Annotated in this window: 15 protein-coding genes, 1 riboswitch and 1 other annotated feature; of the genes, 4 read left to right on the top strand and 11 right to left on the bottom strand. The window is 47.0% G+C overall.

Annotated elements, in window-relative coordinates; translation table 11 throughout:
* Positions 1 to 351 precede the first annotated feature (351 nt).
* Positions 352 to 1,095, top strand: a complete 744-nt coding sequence (locus MH117_RS11775) for an SDR family oxidoreductase (RefSeq protein ID WP_239328900.1) — start codon at positions 352 to 354, stop codon at positions 1,093 to 1,095.
* A 212-nt stretch (positions 1,096 to 1,307) separates the two neighbouring features.
* Here the strand turns inward: MH117_RS11775 and MH117_RS11780 are convergent, their stop codons facing one another.
* The 3 genes from MH117_RS11780 to MH117_RS11790 all read right to left on the bottom strand — a co-directional run bounded on the left by MH117_RS11780 (position 1,308) and on the right by MH117_RS11790 (position 6,167).
* The gene (locus MH117_RS11780) at positions 1,308 to 2,975 is read right to left on the bottom strand and encodes a glutamine--tRNA ligase/YqeY domain fusion protein (RefSeq protein WP_239329208.1); all 1,668 of its coding nucleotides are present in this window, start codon (positions 2,973 to 2,975) and stop codon (positions 1,308 to 1,310) included.
* 116 nt (positions 2,976 to 3,091) lie between these two features.
* Entirely contained in the window at positions 3,092 to 4,345 is a 1,254-nt protein-coding gene (gene ilvA, locus MH117_RS11785; protein WP_239328901.1) for a threonine ammonia-lyase IlvA, read from the bottom strand.
* A 69-nt stretch (positions 4,346 to 4,414) separates the two neighbouring features.
* Positions 4,415 to 4,756, bottom strand: a binding site (T-box leader).
* A gap of 142 nt (positions 4,757 to 4,898) precedes the next feature.
* Positions 4,899 to 6,167, bottom strand: coding sequence for an MFS transporter (locus MH117_RS11790; protein ID WP_239328902.1), 1,269 nt, complete (start codon positions 6,165 to 6,167; stop codon positions 4,899 to 4,901).
* Between the two features lie 379 nt (positions 6,168 to 6,546).
* Here MH117_RS11790 and MH117_RS11795 point away from each other — a divergent pair, with 379 nt between their 5' ends.
* Entirely contained in the window at positions 6,547 to 7,914 is a 1,368-nt protein-coding gene (locus tag MH117_RS11795; RefSeq protein WP_239328903.1) for a Na+/H+ antiporter family protein, read from the top strand.
* A gap of 165 nt (positions 7,915 to 8,079) precedes the next feature.
* Here the strand turns inward: MH117_RS11795 and MH117_RS11800 are convergent, their stop codons facing one another.
* The 6 genes from MH117_RS11800 to MH117_RS11825 form a co-directional block, all read right to left on the bottom strand.
* Entirely contained in the window at positions 8,080 to 8,904 is an 825-nt protein-coding gene (locus MH117_RS11800; RefSeq protein ID WP_239328905.1) for a TatD family hydrolase, read from the bottom strand.
* A 137-nt stretch (positions 8,905 to 9,041) separates the two neighbouring features.
* The gene (locus MH117_RS11805; protein ID WP_239328907.1) at positions 9,042 to 10,574 is read right to left on the bottom strand and encodes an MDR family MFS transporter; all 1,533 of its coding nucleotides are present in this window, start codon (positions 10,572 to 10,574) and stop codon (positions 9,042 to 9,044) included.
* 317 nt (positions 10,575 to 10,891) lie between these two features.
* Positions 10,892 to 11,776 (bottom strand): ABC transporter ATP-binding protein, encoded by an 885-nt coding sequence (locus tag MH117_RS11810; RefSeq protein ID WP_239328909.1) that lies wholly within the window; start codon positions 11,774 to 11,776, stop codon positions 10,892 to 10,894.
* A gap of 13 nt (positions 11,777 to 11,789) precedes the next feature.
* Positions 11,790 to 12,566, bottom strand: coding sequence for an ABC transporter permease (locus tag MH117_RS11815; RefSeq protein WP_239328910.1), 777 nt, complete (start codon positions 12,564 to 12,566; stop codon positions 11,790 to 11,792).
* Positions 12,563 to 12,856, bottom strand: coding sequence for a thiamine-binding protein (locus MH117_RS11820; RefSeq protein ID WP_028543851.1), 294 nt, complete (start codon positions 12,854 to 12,856; stop codon positions 12,563 to 12,565). The genes MH117_RS11815 and MH117_RS11820 overlap by 4 nt, the downstream gene beginning before the upstream one ends.
* A 99-nt stretch (positions 12,857 to 12,955) precedes the next feature.
* The gene (locus MH117_RS11825) at positions 12,956 to 14,005 is read right to left on the bottom strand and encodes an ABC transporter substrate-binding protein (protein ID WP_239328911.1); all 1,050 of its coding nucleotides are present in this window, start codon (positions 14,003 to 14,005) and stop codon (positions 12,956 to 12,958) included.
* Between the two features lie 367 nt (positions 14,006 to 14,372).
* Positions 14,373 to 14,485: riboswitch (TPP riboswitch) on the bottom strand.
* 154 nt (positions 14,486 to 14,639) lie between these two features.
* On the opposite strand from MH117_RS11825, the gene MH117_RS11830 reads away from it, so the two are divergent.
* Both MH117_RS11830 and MH117_RS11835 read left to right on the top strand, forming a co-directional pair.
* A complete protein-coding gene (locus MH117_RS11830; protein ID WP_239328912.1) occupies positions 14,640 to 15,116 on the top strand; it encodes a DUF1722 domain-containing protein in 477 nt (158 codons plus the stop codon).
* A gap of 106 nt (positions 15,117 to 15,222) precedes the next feature.
* A complete protein-coding gene (locus MH117_RS11835; protein WP_239328913.1) occupies positions 15,223 to 15,960 on the top strand; it encodes a ZIP family metal transporter in 738 nt (245 codons plus the stop codon).
* Between the two features lie 30 nt (positions 15,961 to 15,990).
* On the opposite strand, the gene MH117_RS11840 is transcribed toward MH117_RS11835, so the two are convergent.
* Positions 15,991 to 16,353, bottom strand: a complete 363-nt coding sequence (locus tag MH117_RS11840; protein ID WP_239328914.1) for a hypothetical protein — start codon at positions 16,351 to 16,353, stop codon at positions 15,991 to 15,993.
* Positions 16,354 to 16,671: 318 nt separating this feature from the next.
* On the bottom strand, positions 16,672 to 18,195 hold the full coding sequence (locus tag MH117_RS11845) for a sulfatase family protein (RefSeq protein ID WP_239328915.1): 1,524 nt from the start codon (positions 18,193 to 18,195) through the stop codon (positions 16,672 to 16,674).
* Positions 18,196 to 18,202 lie beyond the last annotated feature (7 nt).

Genomic DNA, 18,202 nt, shown 5'->3' on the forward strand with positions numbered 1-18,202 from the left:
CCCTTTCATTTTCACATACTGAAGGTGTTACAACTAGTTCCCGTCCCTGCTCATGCTGGAGATGGGCTTTTTGTGCTGTGCTGTCATGAAGTCCTAATAAGATGCGTGATCGTCACTCTATCCTTTTATAACTCTTGCCATCTTACTCACTGTTCACCACACAAAATGCAGATTTCTCCAAAATCAAAGCTATACATTCTAAACATTTATATTTAGAATGTATACTAGGTCGACTACCGTTCTATAGACAGCATAGCAAGACCGTTTTATTAATACTTGGCTTACTTCTCACGGATAGAGTGTACCCTTCTAATGGTGAGGACAAATAGTTTTGAGACGGAGGAAAGAGACATGGACTTAGCAGGAAAAAAAATCGTCATCACTGGAGCAGGAAGAGGATTAGGTAGAGCTATGGCTATTCGATTTTCAGAAATGGGAGCAGAGTTGTTTCTTGCGGCTCGCCAAGCTGAAAGTCTGAATGAAACTTGTCAGCAGATCCAATCCATAACTGGACATCTTCCCAAATCGTTTATCGCGGATCTGTGCAGCCCACAACAAATTCAAGCTTTCTGCACAGCAGTTGCTCAGGAAACCGATTATATAGATATTGTCGTGAATAACGGAGCCACATGGCTTCAAGGTGATCTGGACAGTGTCAGCGATGAAGCCATCAGCGATACGATTAATTCAGCAGCCGTAGGCACATCCTTGGTAACCCGCCACATGCTGCCCCTGCTGCGTAAATCAAAAGCCGCTGATATTGTAAATATTATATCCGTTTGCGGCTTGCCTAATTTTCAACATGAGACTGCTCATGAAGCATTTTATGCTGCCAAATTCGCCCAAGCCGGCTTCACCGATCGACTACGTCATCGGCTAAAGCCAGAAGGTATTCGGGTCATAGCTGTGTACCCGCCTGATTTTGACGATGTGTCACCATTAGATGCGGATTGGCTATCACCTCGCGATCTTCATGCAGACCAACAAATATCCAACCGCCATGTCATCGAATCGATTACATTTGCACTTACTCGGGATCGAATATGTGCGATAAACTCCATACAGCTCGACTCTTGGCCCTCCTCATCACACTGATCAAGCAAGGGAAGCATCTTGCTTGTGGAGATATCCGTACCGAAATGGTTCACAATAGTACAATAAGCTGCTTCCTTACCTGATATAACAAAAACAGTACCGCCGATTGGCGGTACTGTTCATGTGCTTATCTGCTTTGCTAGAGGTCCAACAGCAGACGTCATCCTGTTCATCTATATCCGACAGACTCCCTGTCTCAGAACCGGATTAGATTATTGCTTTGGCAGTTCAAAAGAACTCTTTAAGGATACGATCAAGTTAAATACGATATTGCCGTCCTTGGTGTGCTTCGAATCTGCGTTAAAATAACCATGACGGAAAAATTGGAATTTATCTTGTGGTTGGACATCCTTCATATTCGGCTCAACAAAGCCCTGTTCCGTTACGATCGAATTCGGGTTCAAGTGATCCAGGAAGCTGCCCTCGCTCTCTGCTTCTTCCGCTTCATCCAAGATGAGCGGCTCGTACAAACGGAACTCCGCTGGTACGGCATGTGTGGCTTCCACCCAGTGGATCGTGCCTTTTACTTTACGCCCTGTGAACCCGCTGCCGCTCTTCGTTTCTTGATCATACGTACAGTGAATCTCCACCACATTACCTGCTTCATCCTTCACAAAGTCGTTGCACTTAATGAAGTATGCGTGCTTTAAGCGCACTTCGTTGCCGGGGAACAAGCGGAAATACTTGTTTGGAGGATTCTCCATAAAGTCGTCCTGCTCAATATACAGTTCGCGTGAGAAAGGAATCTGGCGAAGACCCATCTCTGGAACTTCTGGATTGATTTCAGCATCCAACCACTCTACTTCGCCCTCTGGATAGTTCGTAATCACGACTTTAAGCGGCTTAAGAATCCCCATCGTGCGTGGAGCCTTAAGCTTCAAGTCTTCACGAATAAAATAATCCAGATACTTCGAGTCAATAATCCCATTGCTCTTCGTCACGCCAATCTCACGGCAGAACGTGCGGATCGATTCCGGTGTAAAGCCACGACGGCGCAGGCCGGAGATAGTTGGCATACGCGGATCGTCCCAACCGTCTACCACTCCTTCATCCACGAGCTGCTTCAGCTTCCGCTTGCTCATGACCGTGTTGGTCAAGTTCAAACGTGCAAACTCATATTGATGAGGAACCTTCTCCATTCCCGTCTCTGCAACAACCCAATCGTAAAATGGACGTTGATCCTCAAACTCCAGCGTACAAATCGAATGTGTAATCCCTTCGATAGCATCCTCTATTGGGTGTGCAAAAGCATACATAGGATAGATACACCATTGGTCGCCTGTGTTGTGGTGTGGCGTATGGGACACACGATAAATAACAGGATCACGCAAGTTAATGTTAGGCGATAACATATCAATCTTCGCACGCAGTACTTTTTCTCCGTTTCCAAACTCACCCTTGCGCATACGATCGAACAATTCCAGATTCTCTTCCACGCTGCGGTCACGATAAGGGCTATTCTGCCCTGGCTCTGTCAGCGTGCCACGCGTCTCCCTAATTTGCTCGGCGTTCAGGTCGCACACAAATGCTTTGCCCTTCTTAATCAGAACAATAGCCCGATTGTACATTTCTTCAAAGTAATTCGACGCAAAATTTAACTCATCCCATGTAAAGCCAAGCCATTCCACATCCTGCTTAATGGAATCGACATATTCTTGGTCTTCCTTGATCGGGTTCGTATCATCAAATCGCAAGTTGGCGCGGCCTTTGAATTCTTTGGCGAGTTCAAAGTTCAAGCAAATCGACTTGGCGTGTCCAATATGCAAGTAACCGTTCGGTTCAGGTGGGAAACGTGTAATGATCTCATTCACACGGCCTTCCTTTAGGTCCTCTACGACTATGTTACGTATAAAGTTAGAAGTGTGATTCGGGTTCTCCATAATATCAACCTTTCTGAATGTCCTCACAACGGGTAAATTGTATTTTTATGTTACACAAAGGATTATGCTTATTCTCCATAATATAACGGTAACGTCTGTCCAGTTCAACTATGAGCTTACACTAATAAGTCAAACAATACAGAATCTTTGTTGACTTCAATATAGGTCAAATTTTTCTTCTTCATTCGTTCGAGCAAAGGCGCATAATCGTCCGGGTGCTGGAGCTCTATACCTACGAGCGCTGCCCCATTATCCTTATTATGCTTCTTATAATACTCAAACCGCGTAATATCGTCATTCGGTCCCAGTACCTCCTGCAAAAACTCGCGGAGGGCACCCGCACGCTGCGGGAAGTTGACCGTAAAATAATACTTCAATCCTTCATATATAAGTGAACGTTCCTTGATTTCCTGCATCCGGTCAATATCGTTGTTGCCACCGCTAACTACGCAGACCACAGTTTTCCCTCGGATTTGTTCACGGTACAAATCAAGTGCCGCTATCGTTAATGCACCAGCAGGCTCCACCACAATCGCACTTTCATTATAGAGCTGTAATATGGTTGTACACGCTTTGCCTTCTGGAACGTGAATCACATCATCAAGCACCTGTGAGCAGATGTCAAAAGGAAGCTGGCCGACACGCTTCACTGCTGCACCGTCTACGAATTTGTCGATATGCTGCAAGGTCACGACCTCTTTTTGCGCCAGCGCCTCACTCATGGATGCTGCACCTTGAGGTTCTACCCCAATGATACGTGTGTTCGGGCTTACTGTCTTAATGTAAGACCCCACACCAGCAGCTAATCCTCCACCACCGATAGTTACAAATGCATAATCTGCGGGGGCATCCAACGACTCCATAATTTCCATCCCTACTGTTCCATTGCCTGCTACGATATAGGGATCATCAAACGGATGGATAAACGTCATGCCATTTTCGCCACAAATTTTCATAGCTGCTTCATATGCATCATCATACGTATCCCCTGTCAGCACCACATTTACATAGGTGCCGCCAAACCGCTTTACTTGCGTCACCTTCTGACTCGGCGTCGTACTAGGCATTACAATGGTGCCCTGAATACGAAGAGCCTGACAAGAAAACGCCACTCCCTGTGCATGGTTGCCTGCGCTAGCACATACGATACCTCGCTGCAATTCTTCCTCGGACAGATGACGAATCTTGTTGTAGGCGCCTCTAATTTTAAAAGACCGGACAACCTGCAAATCCTCCCGCTTCAAATATACATTGCAATCGTATCTTGCAGACAGTATCGGATCACGCTGCAGCGGCGTACGCACGATTACTTCCTTAAGTACGTGATGTGCGCGTACAATATGCTCCATCATTACGTTTGTCGTTCCCATGTCCAGCTCCTCGCTTTCGGCTCGCTCATCTCTCTAGCTCTTCTGTCAGAATACAAAAAAACCCGTCCCAGAAGGGACGAGTATATACTCGTGGTACCACCCTTATTCTGCACGTCATCCTATCGTTCAGCATTCCGCACTAGACGATCTTCCTTCGTCTTCGTGTGCTTGTACTGATCTTATGCTGTGCAGCACTTGGTCGCGCTATTCTGCGCATTCCTGATAACGGAGGATTCCGTCCACGCTTACTCTCGTATCCGACGCTGCCAAGCGACTATAGTCGCCTTCATCGTCTTCGCTTCGGCGTGACATCTCAGAGAGGATTTACGTATGCGTTCGCCATCGACTTGCACCAACCGTCGACTCTCTGGAAGCTTCCCGCAGCGTACATGTTCTCGTCACCAATGTTAGTCCAACCTACATGTTGTTTACTATTATGTGCCCGTTGGTCACTAAAAGTCAATGGTTGATCGGCTATTCATCTCTTATAGAGAGACCTATCGATTCTCACGTGGCCATCTGTTCTTCAAGACAAGGGCGGCAACGTGATGGCCTACTCATTGCTTGCCAGCGAACTCCCCACTGTAGTCGGCTCAGGCTCACGCATACGCAAGGTCGGGATCATAACCACAACACCTAAAATAAACAGAGTGGCCGCAATCCCGTACAGTGGCACCAGTGACAAAGCATCTTTTAAAATGCCAGACACAGCCATCGTTATGACCATCGAGCCGATAAACATCGGACTCAATATACCGTTGACCCGGCCGATGAAATCAGGCTCTGTATTTTTCAAAATTAACGTGCTAATTCCGATTTGAATGCTTGGCAGCACCAAACCACCGATCAGTTGAGAAATTAAAGTCAACCACAACACGGTCGACCACCCAGCAAGCAGCATACTTATACTACTGATTAACATACCGAAAGCAAGCATCTGCTGCGGCTTGAACTTCTTGCCGAAGACCATTGACAGCGCGCCACCTACAAACATAGCCGCCCCGTTCACCATTAACAGTACGCTCAGATACGACTCAGGCAATTGAAGACGTTCCGTCACTAAAAATATAGCCATAGGCTGGATGAGGCCTAATGCAAGTCCCGCAAGTGCAAAGCAAGCGCCTAATGATTTAAGCAAGCTGCTGTTCATCACATAACGGAAGCCTGCCGCCAACTCTTTCCCGACAGTAGAGCCGGATTGAGTTTGTTTTCCTTCCACTTTGTCTTGGGGGAGAAAAGTAAGCGCTAGCGCAGATAACAGGAAAGCAATTCCCGTCACAATCAAGGACACCGTAATTCCGTATTTCTGAAAAATAAGTGTCCCTACACCAGGGCCCAACACCATAAAGACAGCACTCATCGTCTGAAAGATTGACATCCCTGCCTGCATCATTTCTTCTGGCACATGATGCTTAAACAGCTTCATAGAGGATGGCTGAGAAAATTGAGACAAGATAGCGGAAACAAAGGTCGTAAAGAAAACAGCCTGCCACGAGCCCATCGTAATGGTAAGTAACACAATAAATACAGAAGCCGCACTCAGAATGTCACACCATACCATTGTCCGCTTAGGGCGCCAACGATCGGCAAATGTGCCTCCTATAAAGGAAAAAATAAAGATTGGTGCAAATTCAGCCACCGATACTAATGAGACAGCAGTCGCATTTTTATTAGTCATTTCCACGACATACAGCAGCACGGCAAAGTTACGAATCCAAATGCCCAATTGCATAAATAATCCCGCTAACATAATGGCCTGCACAAATCGGTTTTTGAACAGACTAAGCGGTGATGCGTGTCCTGGGGGATTTGTTGCTCTCATTATAATTCTCTCCTCCATGGGAAATAGGGTCAACAACTTTAATGTTAAAGACAACTATTTCTTTTCGTCTAATCTTGTCATCTCATGAACTTTATTCAGTGTACCTGCATTAATAACACGCTACAATCGGGCTGGAGGATGGTTTGAATGGATTTAGTTTACATATTTTACAGGTATGGGTTCTATAATGATAAAGGCATTATCAATAATTAGGACGATCCCGCCGCATAAGAAGTGGTGTAATAGTAAGTCTAGACTCATTTTCACTACCACAAGAGGGCTGATTGTTAAACATTGTACGTTGATTTGGTAAAGTGGTAATGTTTTAATTAGTTATCACAGTAAAATGATTATTTCCTAACATGAATGGGTGACTTCTATGAATGCCGTATTGTTATCTATAGCGATCTTATTCGCTTTAAGTCTTTGCCGGGTGCACATCGTCATGGCGATGCTTATATCTGCCGTAGCTGCCGGACTAGCAGGTGGTCTTGGGGTAACCCCAACTATTGATGTTTTTACAGAGGGCCTTAAAGACAACGCATCTATTGCGCTAAGTTACGCGCTGCTAGGAGCTTTTGCCGCTGCATTAACAGAAACCGGCCTGCCTGAGCGCATCGTACACCGAGCAGGCTTGCTAGTTGGACGCAAGCAGGCAGGAGCGCAGACGGGTCATATTACCCGTTTTGCAGTTGTGTTAGCCATCGCATTTATGGCCTGCTTGTCGCAAAATGTCGTACCTGTACACATCGCCTTTATACCTGTTCTTATACCGCCGCTTCTAGGGCTGTTTAACTCCTTGCATATCGATCGTAGAGCGATAGCTAACGCTTTAACTTTTGGCTTAATTATGCCCTATATGCTCATTCCGGTTGGATTCGGCGCGATCTTTCATGAAACGGTAGCTTCTAATATGACACAGAACGGCTTGCAGGTGGATGCCTCGATGCTGCCAAGAGCGATGCTCATCCCCGCGATGGGAATGATAGCCGGCTTGCTCATCGCTACATTTCTTTCGTATCGCAAAGCAAGGAACTATTCGAGTTCACAAACTACGTCTGATCCATTTGTTGCTGGGCAAAATGCTTCGATACAGGCTGATGCCGTTTTTACAGCCGCCAAGAAAGGTTCCACGCGTATGACGATAGCAGGGTTGCTATCCATTGCCGTGATGCTTACGGTGCAGTTAAGCACCGGCTCTATGATTTATGGTGCAGGCGCAGGTCTTGCCATTCTGCTGTTGGCAAAAATAATGCCGCGTGATCGTTCGGATCGCGTCTTCTCAGACGGCATGCGCTCAATGGCGTACATCGGCTTTGTCATGATGTCAGCCGCGGGTTTTGGCGCAGTATTACGTGCGACAGGCGACATTGAGTCACTCGTACAGGCGTGCGCCAGCTTTGTCGGTGACAATCGAGCGTTCGCAGCCATCCTAATGCTGGCGATAGGGCTGCTTGTCACCCTTGGCATCGGATCGTCGTTCTCGACGATCCCACTTATCGCAACTGTGTTTGTGCCACTTGCGATGAAGCTTGGTTTTAGCCCATTGGCAACCGTATCGCTTATTGGTACAGCTGCCGCTCTTGGTGATGCCGGCTCGCCAGCATCAGACAGTACATTGGGGCCAACAGCTGGCCTTAATGCTGACGGACATCACGACCACATTTGGGATACATGTGTGCCTACTTTTTTGCATTACAACGTGCCACTGCTCATCTTTGGCTTTATTGCTGCCATGCTGCTGTAAACGTGGAGACATGTTCTTCCACACAAAAAAGGTCATCATTCTCTCTCAAGGAAAATGATGACCTTTTTTTGACTGTATGGGGCTGCATCTGCAACTTATTCCCGGTTATAACATTTCCGTCAAAAGGGAAACTCGCAGGCAGTAGATGTGCATGCCCTCAACTGCTCAAAACCCATATAAGCGCTTCGCATTGTTATATAATATCTCCGCTGCTTCTACGTCCGAGAGACCATGAAGGACTGCCCAATGCGCTGCAACAGACCTTACCATACCTGGCTCGGTCGAGTGTCCGGCAAATGGGCCATCGAACGGCCAAGGACCATCTGTCTCCGTCATAACTTGCCCCAAGGGATATCGGGCTGCAAGCTGCTGAATCTCCGTCTCATACAAGAGATCAGGCGTAAGCGATACATAATATCCGTTAGCAGCCATACGTTGAATCGTATTGTCATCTCCCTTGAACCAATGAAAATGAGCTTTTCTTACGTTGTGCTGCTCCAACATGTCACATACAATCGGCGCATCATCATATACTGCGTGCAGCACAATTGGCTTGTTCCACGCGGCTGCTCGCTTTACAAAGGGCTCTAGCAATTCTATGTACGGCTCCCGATGAAATTTCTCGCCCTTCGTCAACGCCTCTTCACGCCGATAATAAGGCAGGCCTACTTCACCGATTGCACACATCTGGGATTGACGTTGATCCATCCACCTTAACAATGCTGCCAACTCTTCATCAGACGGCAGCTCTTGTTCCGGATGATAGCCGTATGCCGGCAGAACACGGCTACTGGCTAACGCCAATAATTCGGTAGCCTTGCAGGACCCCAAATGCATCGACACCGCTACAACGTATTCTACGCCAGCCGTCGTGCCAAGTCCGCTCATGAACGCACTAGCCATGTCTGCATCATACATGTCCAGATGAATATGCGTGTCTACATAACGCGGGACTGTAAAGCGCTTCGTGTTCATATCTGTTGAAGGCATAAGAACGCCCTCCCTTATTGTATTCAAATATACTAGCCAGCCAAAGGATCTCCTCAGCCATGTAAAATGGCCGCCCTAAGCCGCTTTAAGCTATTGCTTTCAGCTGCTTTATAGGACGGCCATCGTCGTGTTACCTTTTATTTTGCACGCTGCACTGGCTGCTGCTCACTTTTAATACCGCCTTTGTTCACAATTAAGCGGTCTTTACCCATGAGCATGATGCTGACTAGCGCAAAAGCAACCGGAATGAGCGCCCACAAGAACAAGTCCGAGATCGACGAAGCGAGTGCAGATGTCATCTTGCCATACACATCTGACGGGATCTTCTCCCGCATCTCAGGGGTAAGCAGTGCTTGGCCGTTCAGTTCGCCGAGCGCTCCGGCACCGTTCGGCATCATATCGGCCAACCGATTCGCAAATATCGAGCTCTGCAGCGATCCGAATACTGTGATCCCAATCGTCATCCCTAGGGAACGGGAGAATGAGATAGTTGAATTCGCTGCACCCCGCTGACTGAACTCAAGTTCATGCACAGACGACATGCTGAGAAGCGAGAAGGAGAAGCCAACGCCAAGTCCTGTTAACACCATATACACGGTGACCAAGTATCTAGGAGTGTCTGGTGTAAGAGTGCTCAGACAGATCATCCCAGCTGTAAAGAACAACCCGGAAATAATCATCAAATTACGATAGCTGGTCTTGCTCACCATTATGCCCGCTATTGAACTTGTAATTACCGATCCTACCATCATCGGAGTTAGAATCAGACCGCTGTTAGACGCCGACCCGCCGTAAACCCCTTGTACATACATTGGAATGTAGATCGTACCGATGACAAATGCCACGCCATAGAAAAAACCGACACTTTGGCTTGCTGCAAACAGCTGCCGCTTAAAGAGGGAGAACGAAATAATCGGCTCACTGACTCTCGTTTCAATAATGAGAAACACAAGCAAGAAGAAGACAAAGGACGCAAACAAGCCAATGATGGGATAAGAATCCCACGCATACGTTTTGCCGCCAAGTTCCAATGCAAACATCAAACTAACAATAGATAGAACAAGTGTACAGGCCCCGCCCCAATCAATGCGCTGCTTCGACGTAGAAGCTGTCTCCTTATAAAATCGCATAATAAGCCATAAGGATACGATACCCAACGGCAAATTGATATAGAAGACCCACTCCCACCCGAAGTACTCCGTGATGTAGGCACCGAGTAGAGGACCCGCTACACTGGATATTCCAAAAACCGCACCGAACAAGCCAGTCATCTTGCCCCGCTTCTCAGGTGGGAACACATCAAATATAATCGTAAAAGCAATTGGCATTAACGCACCGCCGCCGATTCCCTGTACAGCACGATATACAGCCAGCATTTCAATACTCTGGGCCGTACCACATAAAGCACTGCCAAGCAGAAACATAAGCAGACCAAAAATATAAAACCGTTTGCGCCCATACATGTCAGACAACTTGCCAAAGATCGGCATACCGGCCATCGTGGCAACCATATAGGCAGACGTCACCCATACAAACTTGTCAAAGCCGCCCATCTCACCAACAATCGTTGGCATCGCTGTCGCTACAATTGTATTGTCCATTGCTGACATTAAAATACCCAGCAGCAGTCCAAGTACAATCGGGCGCAGATCACTTTCTTTCTTAATCATCGTTTCATTTCCTCCTCAACCTCGACTGAAGCTGTCTATGACATTGTGTCTTTATCTATGTAATGACATTCATTATATACGCACTATTACATATTTTCCACACGGTCATTGAACCATTAGTCAGGTTAAGGAGTCATAAAATAACCTTATCCTAAGGGATTCATCCTAACACTCCATCATGCTAACCTTTTCATTTGACCATTAAGTCAATCCTGGAATTACTTCATTGCTGCAAAATCCCATAGTGGTGGAGACGACTAGTTAAACGACACTATAAATACAGCTACAATACGGCGCTGCTGCGATGGAATTGAAGGCTACTGCTGTCGCAGCATTTCGGCTACCTGCTGCTTTAACGCTGCAAAAGCAGGATCCAGCGTCAATGCTTGTTGCCGCGGTCGTGCAAACGGCACTTGCACTCGTTCAAGCACATGGGCTGGCCGATTCGACAGCACATAGATCGTGTCAGATAGCAGCAGCGCCTCTTCTATGCTGTGCGTTACAAATAACACTGAGCGCCGGTGCCGTTCCCATTGCTCAAGCAGCCAATGCTGCATCTCGCTGCGAGTGAGCGCATCTAACGCACTGAACGGCTCATCGAGCAGCATCAGCTCATGAGGGCTGAGCAGCGCGCGCAGAAATGCCGCCCGCTGCTGCATCCCGCCGGACAGCATATGCGGATACGCCCGCTCGTAACCCGCGAGGCCTACGTTGGCCAGCCACTGGCGAGCTTCCTGGCGCAGCTCCTTCTTGCTGCGTCCAGCCAGCTCTTGGGCCAAGATAACGTTATCCTCGATGGTCCGCCACGGGAACAGAGCAGGCTGCTGCGGCATATAACTCACATGCCCAGTCTGACCTACAACCGATATGCCATTAATAAGGATGTCCCCTGAAGTTGGCCGCATCAATCCACCGATAAGATGAAATAGTGTACTTTTCCCCGATCCAGAAGGACCGATAATCGTAACAAATTGTCCACGCCCTACGGACAGGGTTACGTCGTCAAGCACATGCACACTCTCTTTTGTGTCTGCGAAGCTGGCGCTTACGGCTTCGACCTGCAGCACGAGATCAAATGCATCATCTTGCTCGCTGCCTCTTGTTATCACTGACCCCGTTCCTGTTGGCAAAAGCTGCGTCCCACTGTCTGCTTTCATCTGCTGCGGCGCTTCTGTAACTTCAACTTCAAGCCATTGTTTCATATCCAGGCCCCCTTCACTTATCGCGCTGATGCGATCGTGCAGCTTGCCAATGGACAACACGACGCTCGATCGCTTGCACGATGCTAAACATCGTAATACTCATAAGCACCACAATAGCAATGGCAACAAACATTCGATCCGTACGGAAGGCCGCTTTCTGCAGCACCATGTAATAACCGATACCTTTGTCAGTACCCAGCCATTCAGCCACGATAGCGCTCATTACACTATATGTAGCCGCAATCTTCAGACCAGAAAAGACGGCGGGCATTGCATGCGGAAGCTCAAGCTTCCAAAAGAGCTGCGCACGGGTTGCTCCTGCCATTCGCATATAATGAAGCATTGTACGATCCGTCTGCATCAGTCCATCCATCATCGCGATTGTGATCGGGAAGAAACAGACCAGTGTAATGACTACGATTTTAGGCATAAGTCCAAAACCAAACCAGATCATAAGCAGTGGCAAGAGAGCAATCGTCGGAATATTCTGACTTACGATAATAATGGGATAAATGGCACGCTTCACGAGTGGGATTGGGTGGAGCAGCATAGCAACTACCAGCCCAACAACCGCGCCACAGCCAAAACCAATTAAGGTCAGCTGCAGCGTAGCCCAAGTATGCTTTAAGAGAGATGGAGCGCTCGCTATCGCTTCGTTTACGATATCAATTGGACCTGGAAGCATCCACTTTCCTACTTCGAAAATAGTAACGGCAAGCTGCCAAACGATAATAAGCAAAAGGACCGCCACGATGGGCGGCCCTGCTTGCGACCAACGTCGTCGACTCATGGCCGGTACTTCTCCGTTAACGTATCCATCGTAATCCCCGACGGTGTATACAAAATTTTGACTTGGGAGATAACACTTGGACTTCCGAACTCGATCATCGCCTCATTCATTCGTTCGATCACACGCAATAGCTCGCTAAGCTCGCCCTCCATCGTCGTGTCCAACGCGTTTACCTGGTGCTTCACTCCAGACTGCTGAATGATCTCAATCGCTCTGTCTACATATGGGATGACATTTTCACCGTTTGGGGTCTTCGGAATAATTTGTATGCTCACTAAGCTGTTTGCCATCATACTCTCTCCTTTATATAAAGCATAAGGTCGCTATCATGCTGTTCTGTTCACCTGTTGATTTAGTAAGAAGGTAACTGTGTAAGTAATGATTCAGCCTTATGATGAAGCAGGCAAGAAGTCATTCGTATATGCTTTGTCAATATCAATGGTCTTCTCCATCAACTTGTTGTCTACTAACCAAGTCATATAATTATCCCATACTTCTCGCTTCTGCTCGCCCCAACGTGGTGCATCATCCTTATATTTAGGACTTAGCCACTTCTGGCTGGCCTGCACAAGCTCTTTGTTGAGATCAGGCACTGCCTTCAGCAGCAGGTCTGCTGCTTCCTCTGGTTTATCAATTGCAAATTGATATCCTTTAGATACAGCGCTCATAAACGATTTTACCAGCTCCGGATCTTCTTGAATCGTCTGCTCATTTGTAGCGATGACCGGTGTGTAGTAATCCAACTTGTCCGAGAATTGATTGACATAGATCATATCAATCGGCTCACCGCGCAGCTCTGCTTCAATCCCCGTCCATGCATAGAATATCCATGCAAAATCGATATCTTTCTTTACCGCTGTAAAATAATCTGCGTTTCCCATATTTACATTTTTGACTTTATCATAATCCGCTTTCTCTTGCTGCATGATTGAACGAATAACAGCTTCTTCAACAGGTGAACCCCAGCCGCCATAAGTTTTGCCTTCAAAGTCTAGGGGTGTTTTGATATTTTTAGCCTTTGGTGCTGCAAAGCCAGATGTATTATGTTGAATAATAGCTGCCAAGGATACAATCGGCACACCCTGAAGGCGAGCCTGCGTGATGTTCTCTTGAACTGTTACGCCAAATGGCACTTCTCCTGATGCAACCATGGCATCCGATCCGCCAGATCCCGGCGGAATGATCTCTACATTTAAGCCCGCTTCCTGAAAGAAGCCCTTTTCTTTCGCTACGTACAAACCTGTATGGTTCGTATTGGGCGTCCAGTCCAATACCATCTTAATGCTGCGCAGCTCCTTAGGTGAAGATGCAGCATCTTTGCCAGAGGTGCCATGATCCGCACCGCTGCTGTTAGTTCCTGCGCCACAAGCGGCTAGCATAGTGGTCATCATCATAATCAATGCCAGTATGAGTCCGCGCTTACGCGATGTTTGTTGCATGTCGTAACCCTCCTAATGTCCTCTAGCTGATCCTATTTTGCCCTTTTAGGGCAGTATGCAGCATCACCGATTCATTGAACGATCAAACTTTCAACTGTCACAGGGTATAACAATAGCGCCGTATCATATAGCGTATACTAAAAAACGCCCCAATATATTGGGGCGTTACCAGCTGCGTCTATAAGGATGGCGATAACATAAAGCAGCTTACTCGTAGCTGCAGGCAACAAGCGATAAATATCTCTAAGGTTGATGGATTAAACTTGATCACTGCGTTCCCCATTCAGGAGAGCATGACCAAGAACCTCTTAGAAATGTAGCTTCGCTCATTACGCTGACAAGCTTCACAGTGCTTCACTGTTAGTCTATACACCATCATACGTCTTACCTACGCTGGCATTACCCAGATCAGGTGAAAGGGTCGGTATCTTGTGGGATACAATCTCAGCCGGCCTTATTCCAGCTCCCCTAGCGTCCTATTCAATTCAAGCGGTGATGACACGACTTTTCACACGTAATTATAGACCTGACGTGTCTGAAAGTCCAGCATAATCCATAATTGATTCTATATGCTACGATAAAAAGGACGAAGCTGCTTAATTACACACTCTTCATTGGACAGGAGGAAATACCGATGAATAAACATGACAATCCATCTCAACGCCACAAGCTATCAGACATACGTCGCAGCACCGAGCAGCTTTGGGCAGGAGTTAAATATGATATTATGGCACGTGGTTACCGATACTATAAAGAGATAACGACTCAATTTGGTCAAGCGGAGAGTCTGGCCGACTACGAACAAATTAGAGTGGCTCTTTCGGATATTCAGCACCGTATTCCTTACTCGCAAGCAGGACTGCGAACATCGATGCAACATATGTGGGGTTATGTCAGCAAGAAGGTATCGCAGGAGGAACGTGCTCATTATGAGGCTCTAACACAAGGTTGGCAGCATATCCCGTATCGTGAGGCTCATTATTCAGCTTCTTACTTACCTGAAGCCTTTCTACCTGTGGTGCAGTGGCTAGCCCTCATCGCAGATCAGTATAAGGTTTCTTATTTGCAAAATACGTTTAAGTATGGATTCCTTGGGCGCACATCACGATAAATATGCATACTCTATCGTAAACCCATACAGGTCATGATTATAGGAGTTTAGATTATTTATTTTATCTCAATCATCAGACGGAGCAGACAGGAGGGCAACATCTACGATGAAAGACGTCTTGATTGGCAGTACGGTGTCAGCGCTGTCTACAGGTTTAGGGGCCGTGCCCATCTTATTTATGAGGAACATGACACACCGCTGGCGTGATATTCTGCTGGCATATACGGCTGGAATTATGACCTCAGCCTCCATGATGAGCCTTATACCAGAAGCATTGGCCCACTCAAATGTACTTGTCCTTGCCATTGGTATTATGCTCGGATGCTTTACGCTGCTCTTGCTGGAAAGAGGCATACCGCACCTTGATCTTGAGAATTCAGGAGTTGTCCGACGCTCTGTAAATATCGACAAACGCTCTTTCCTGATCATAGCGGCGATCACGATGCACAACCTGCCGGAAGGTCTTTCCGTAGGTGTAAGTTATGCCAGCAGCAATGATACGCTGGGGCCACTAATTGCCTTTTCCATCGGCTTACAAAATGCCCCCGAAGGCTTTCTTGTCGCTTTATTTCTAGTAAATCAACAAGTTGGCCGATTAAAGGCACTCTTAATTGCCACGCTGACTGGTGCGGTTGAGATTGTGACGGGTCTGATCGGTTATCTGCTGAGCACAATCGTTAATAACATGGTGCCATATGGCTTGTCCTTCGCTGCAGGAGCAATGATGTTTATCGTTTATAAGGAGCTCATTCCAGAAAGCCATGGCGATGGACACCAGCGCTCCGCCACCGTATCGTTTTTGCTTGGTCTGATCACGATGGTCGCCTTAATCGAGTGGATATGATTTATTCTCATCGCTGGCAGTGATGGGCAGCTATTTTACAGGACTTAACGTTGTATACTCCAGCCATTTATCAATGTGTATTTTTAGGAACACTTTCTTACTGCCTATTATGCCGTAAGGGATGAATCGATAGGTATCGTACACTCCAACGTTTCTTTTTAAGATGTCATCCTTTAAGATCACATTTTGAAGTTCTTCATTTGAAATATTGAGGTATCTAGCCAGCTGTGCTTCATCCATGACTTCATGGGAAGCAGCTTGAGTTGGGGGTTGTTCGGGGGACAAAGCAATAGGATCTTGGATATGGCTCCATTGCCCGTGTAACCCCATACCTGCAATAAATGAGACGCCTAACAGCAAGGCGCATAACAAACAGGTCGTGCTGGTTTTCAATGTAGCACCCTCTTTTTCATATTTTACATATTATAACACTTAAAGCATCCTATAAGACCATCTATTACATTTAGAATGACATCCGAATTGTTGGGTTTCAGAGTCCACCTGCAAGAAGTGTCATCTTGTTAGGTTGTGTTCTGTATTGTCAAATACTTGCTGCATCAGCCTCCGGTTAGCAACTAAACTTGCATTCATGAACAAATGAAAACCCAAACAGGCAGCCGAGTGCTTTATCCGGCTGCCTGTTCATTCATATACTTACCTGACTCAACATTTTGTTAACGATAACTTTATTGGCTAGCCGATCTTATGGTCTTAAGCACCGACGTCCCTTAATCGCAACAATCGGTATTCCACAACGAGGTGGTCTTGATGCTCCTCCATCCAATCGGCTAAACGTAATCGCATACGACGCAGCACTTCCGCGTATTCCTCGTCCTGAATCCGATTGTGCAGTTCATGTGGGTCCAGCTTCAGATCGTATAGTTCATCGATATCGCCGCCGTTAAATACATACTTATAGTCCCCCATACGAATCATGCGTTGTGAACACAATAAGCTGCCCAGCCCCGTAAATTCAGTCACAATCGCATCCGGCCAATCCTCAATTGGTTCCCCTCTCACAATCGGTTCGAGCGAACGCCCATCTGCCCCCTGATGGAGATCAGAAATTCCCGCATAACCTAAAAGGGTCGCGTAGAGGTCACAAGTTCCTACCATATGCTCTACCTTGCGCCCAACCGCTCCCCCGCCTGCAGCAGGCTTCACGATAAGCGGTATGCGGCATGTCTCATCATACATAAAAAATCCTTTGTCACATAAGCCGCCATGGATACCAAGCGATTCGCCATGATCCGCACAGAACATAATGACCGTGTCGTCGTAGACCCCTTTGTCTTGCAAATACTGCACGATACGTCCAACCTGGCGATCGATATGAGTCATGACTGCATAATAGTGTTTTACGAATGGTTCAAACGTTTCCCACTCTTGTACCAAGCTTCGCTTTACGTTGTGTATCGTCGGCTTTGCATTCTCTTCCTCTTTGAAGTTCCGCCAGGGCGGAATCCTTACGTTTCGGTACAGGTCCAGCGTTTCTGTCGGCGCAATATAAGGTTCATGCGGACCCCAATAGTGGATAGCCATCATAAACGGTTCCTCCCGCTCCATAAAGCGGTCCATATGTACCATTGCGCGATCGGTAATATAATGTTCAACGGTCGTTTCCACTGGCGAAGTAACTTCAGCTCCGAAATGGCCTCCATAATGTCCGCTAATGCGATTCTCAATCTTTAACTCCAGTCCCTGATCAATCAGATATTTGCGGAACTGCGCATAATCCCAGCCACCGCCTCCATGTCCAGGGAAATTATCGCCTTCATACCCTACGTCTGTGGGCAGCGAACGATTGCCCGCAGCAATATCCGGAAATTCAATATATTTCAGATTCCTTTCAAATAGGTCCCGATCTGTCGGCCCTTGTCCCAGATGCCATTTGCCAGTGTGGCCTACGCTGTAGCCTGCACGCTCTTTTAGCTGGCGGCTGAGCAAATAGTCTGTATGCGGAAGCTCATTCACTAGACAACCATGAGAATACGTATTGTTCTGCATCCCGTGCTTAAACGGGTACATGCCCGTCTGCATAGAAGCCCGAGCAGGCGTACAGACAGGAAAACTAGCATATGCGTTATCAAATACGACCCCTTCTGCTGCCAGGCGATCCAGATTAGGCGTTTGACATAACGTGTCCGCATCGTAACAGGATAACGTATCACGCCGCTGCTGGTCCGTCACAATAAACACGATATTCGGCTTGTTTGAACTATTTTTCATCGACATGTTAACA

It is taken from the genome of Paenibacillus sp. ACRRX (assembly GCF_022346885.1).
Classification (GTDB): Bacteria; Bacillota; Bacilli; order Paenibacillales; family Paenibacillaceae; genus Paenibacillus_B.

Coding starts and splice junctions, on each gene's coding strand:
- MH117_RS11845 (WP_239328915.1), bottom strand. CDS start 18,195: ATGTCGATGAAAAATAGTTCAAACAAGCCGAATATCGTGTTTATTGTG.
- MH117_RS11800 (WP_239328905.1), bottom strand. CDS start 8,904: ATGCCTTCAACAGATATGAACACGAAGCGCTTTACAGTCCCGCGTTAT.
- MH117_RS11790 (WP_239328902.1), bottom strand. CDS start 6,167: ATGAGAGCAACAAATCCCCCAGGACACGCATCACCGCTTAGTCTGTTC.
- ilvA (WP_239328901.1), bottom strand. CDS start 4,345: ATGGGAACGACAAACGTAATGATGGAGCATATTGTACGCGCACATCAC.
- MH117_RS11825 (WP_239328911.1), bottom strand. CDS start 14,005: ATGCAACAAACATCGCGTAAGCGCGGACTCATACTGGCATTGATTATG.
- MH117_RS11820 (WP_028543851.1), bottom strand. CDS start 12,856: ATGGCAAACAGCTTAGTGAGCATACAAATTATTCCGAAGACCCCAAAC.
- MH117_RS11830 (WP_239328912.1), top strand. CDS start 14,640: ATGAATAAACATGACAATCCATCTCAACGCCACAAGCTATCAGACATA.
- MH117_RS11835 (WP_239328913.1), top strand. CDS start 15,223: ATGAAAGACGTCTTGATTGGCAGTACGGTGTCAGCGCTGTCTACAGGT.
- MH117_RS11815 (WP_239328910.1), bottom strand. CDS start 12,566: ATGAGTCGACGACGTTGGTCGCAAGCAGGGCCGCCCATCGTGGCGGTC.
- MH117_RS11805 (WP_239328907.1), bottom strand. CDS start 10,574: ATGATTAAGAAAGAAAGTGATCTGCGCCCGATTGTACTTGGACTGCTG.
- MH117_RS11795 (WP_239328903.1), top strand. CDS start 6,547: ATGAATGCCGTATTGTTATCTATAGCGATCTTATTCGCTTTAAGTCTT.
- MH117_RS11780 (WP_239329208.1), bottom strand. CDS start 2,975: ATGGAGAACCCGAATCACACTTCTAACTTTATACGTAACATAGTCGTA.
- MH117_RS11810 (WP_239328909.1), bottom strand. CDS start 11,776: ATGAAACAATGGCTTGAAGTTGAAGTTACAGAAGCGCCGCAGCAGATG.
- MH117_RS11775 (WP_239328900.1), top strand. CDS start 352: ATGGACTTAGCAGGAAAAAAAATCGTCATCACTGGAGCAGGAAGAGGA.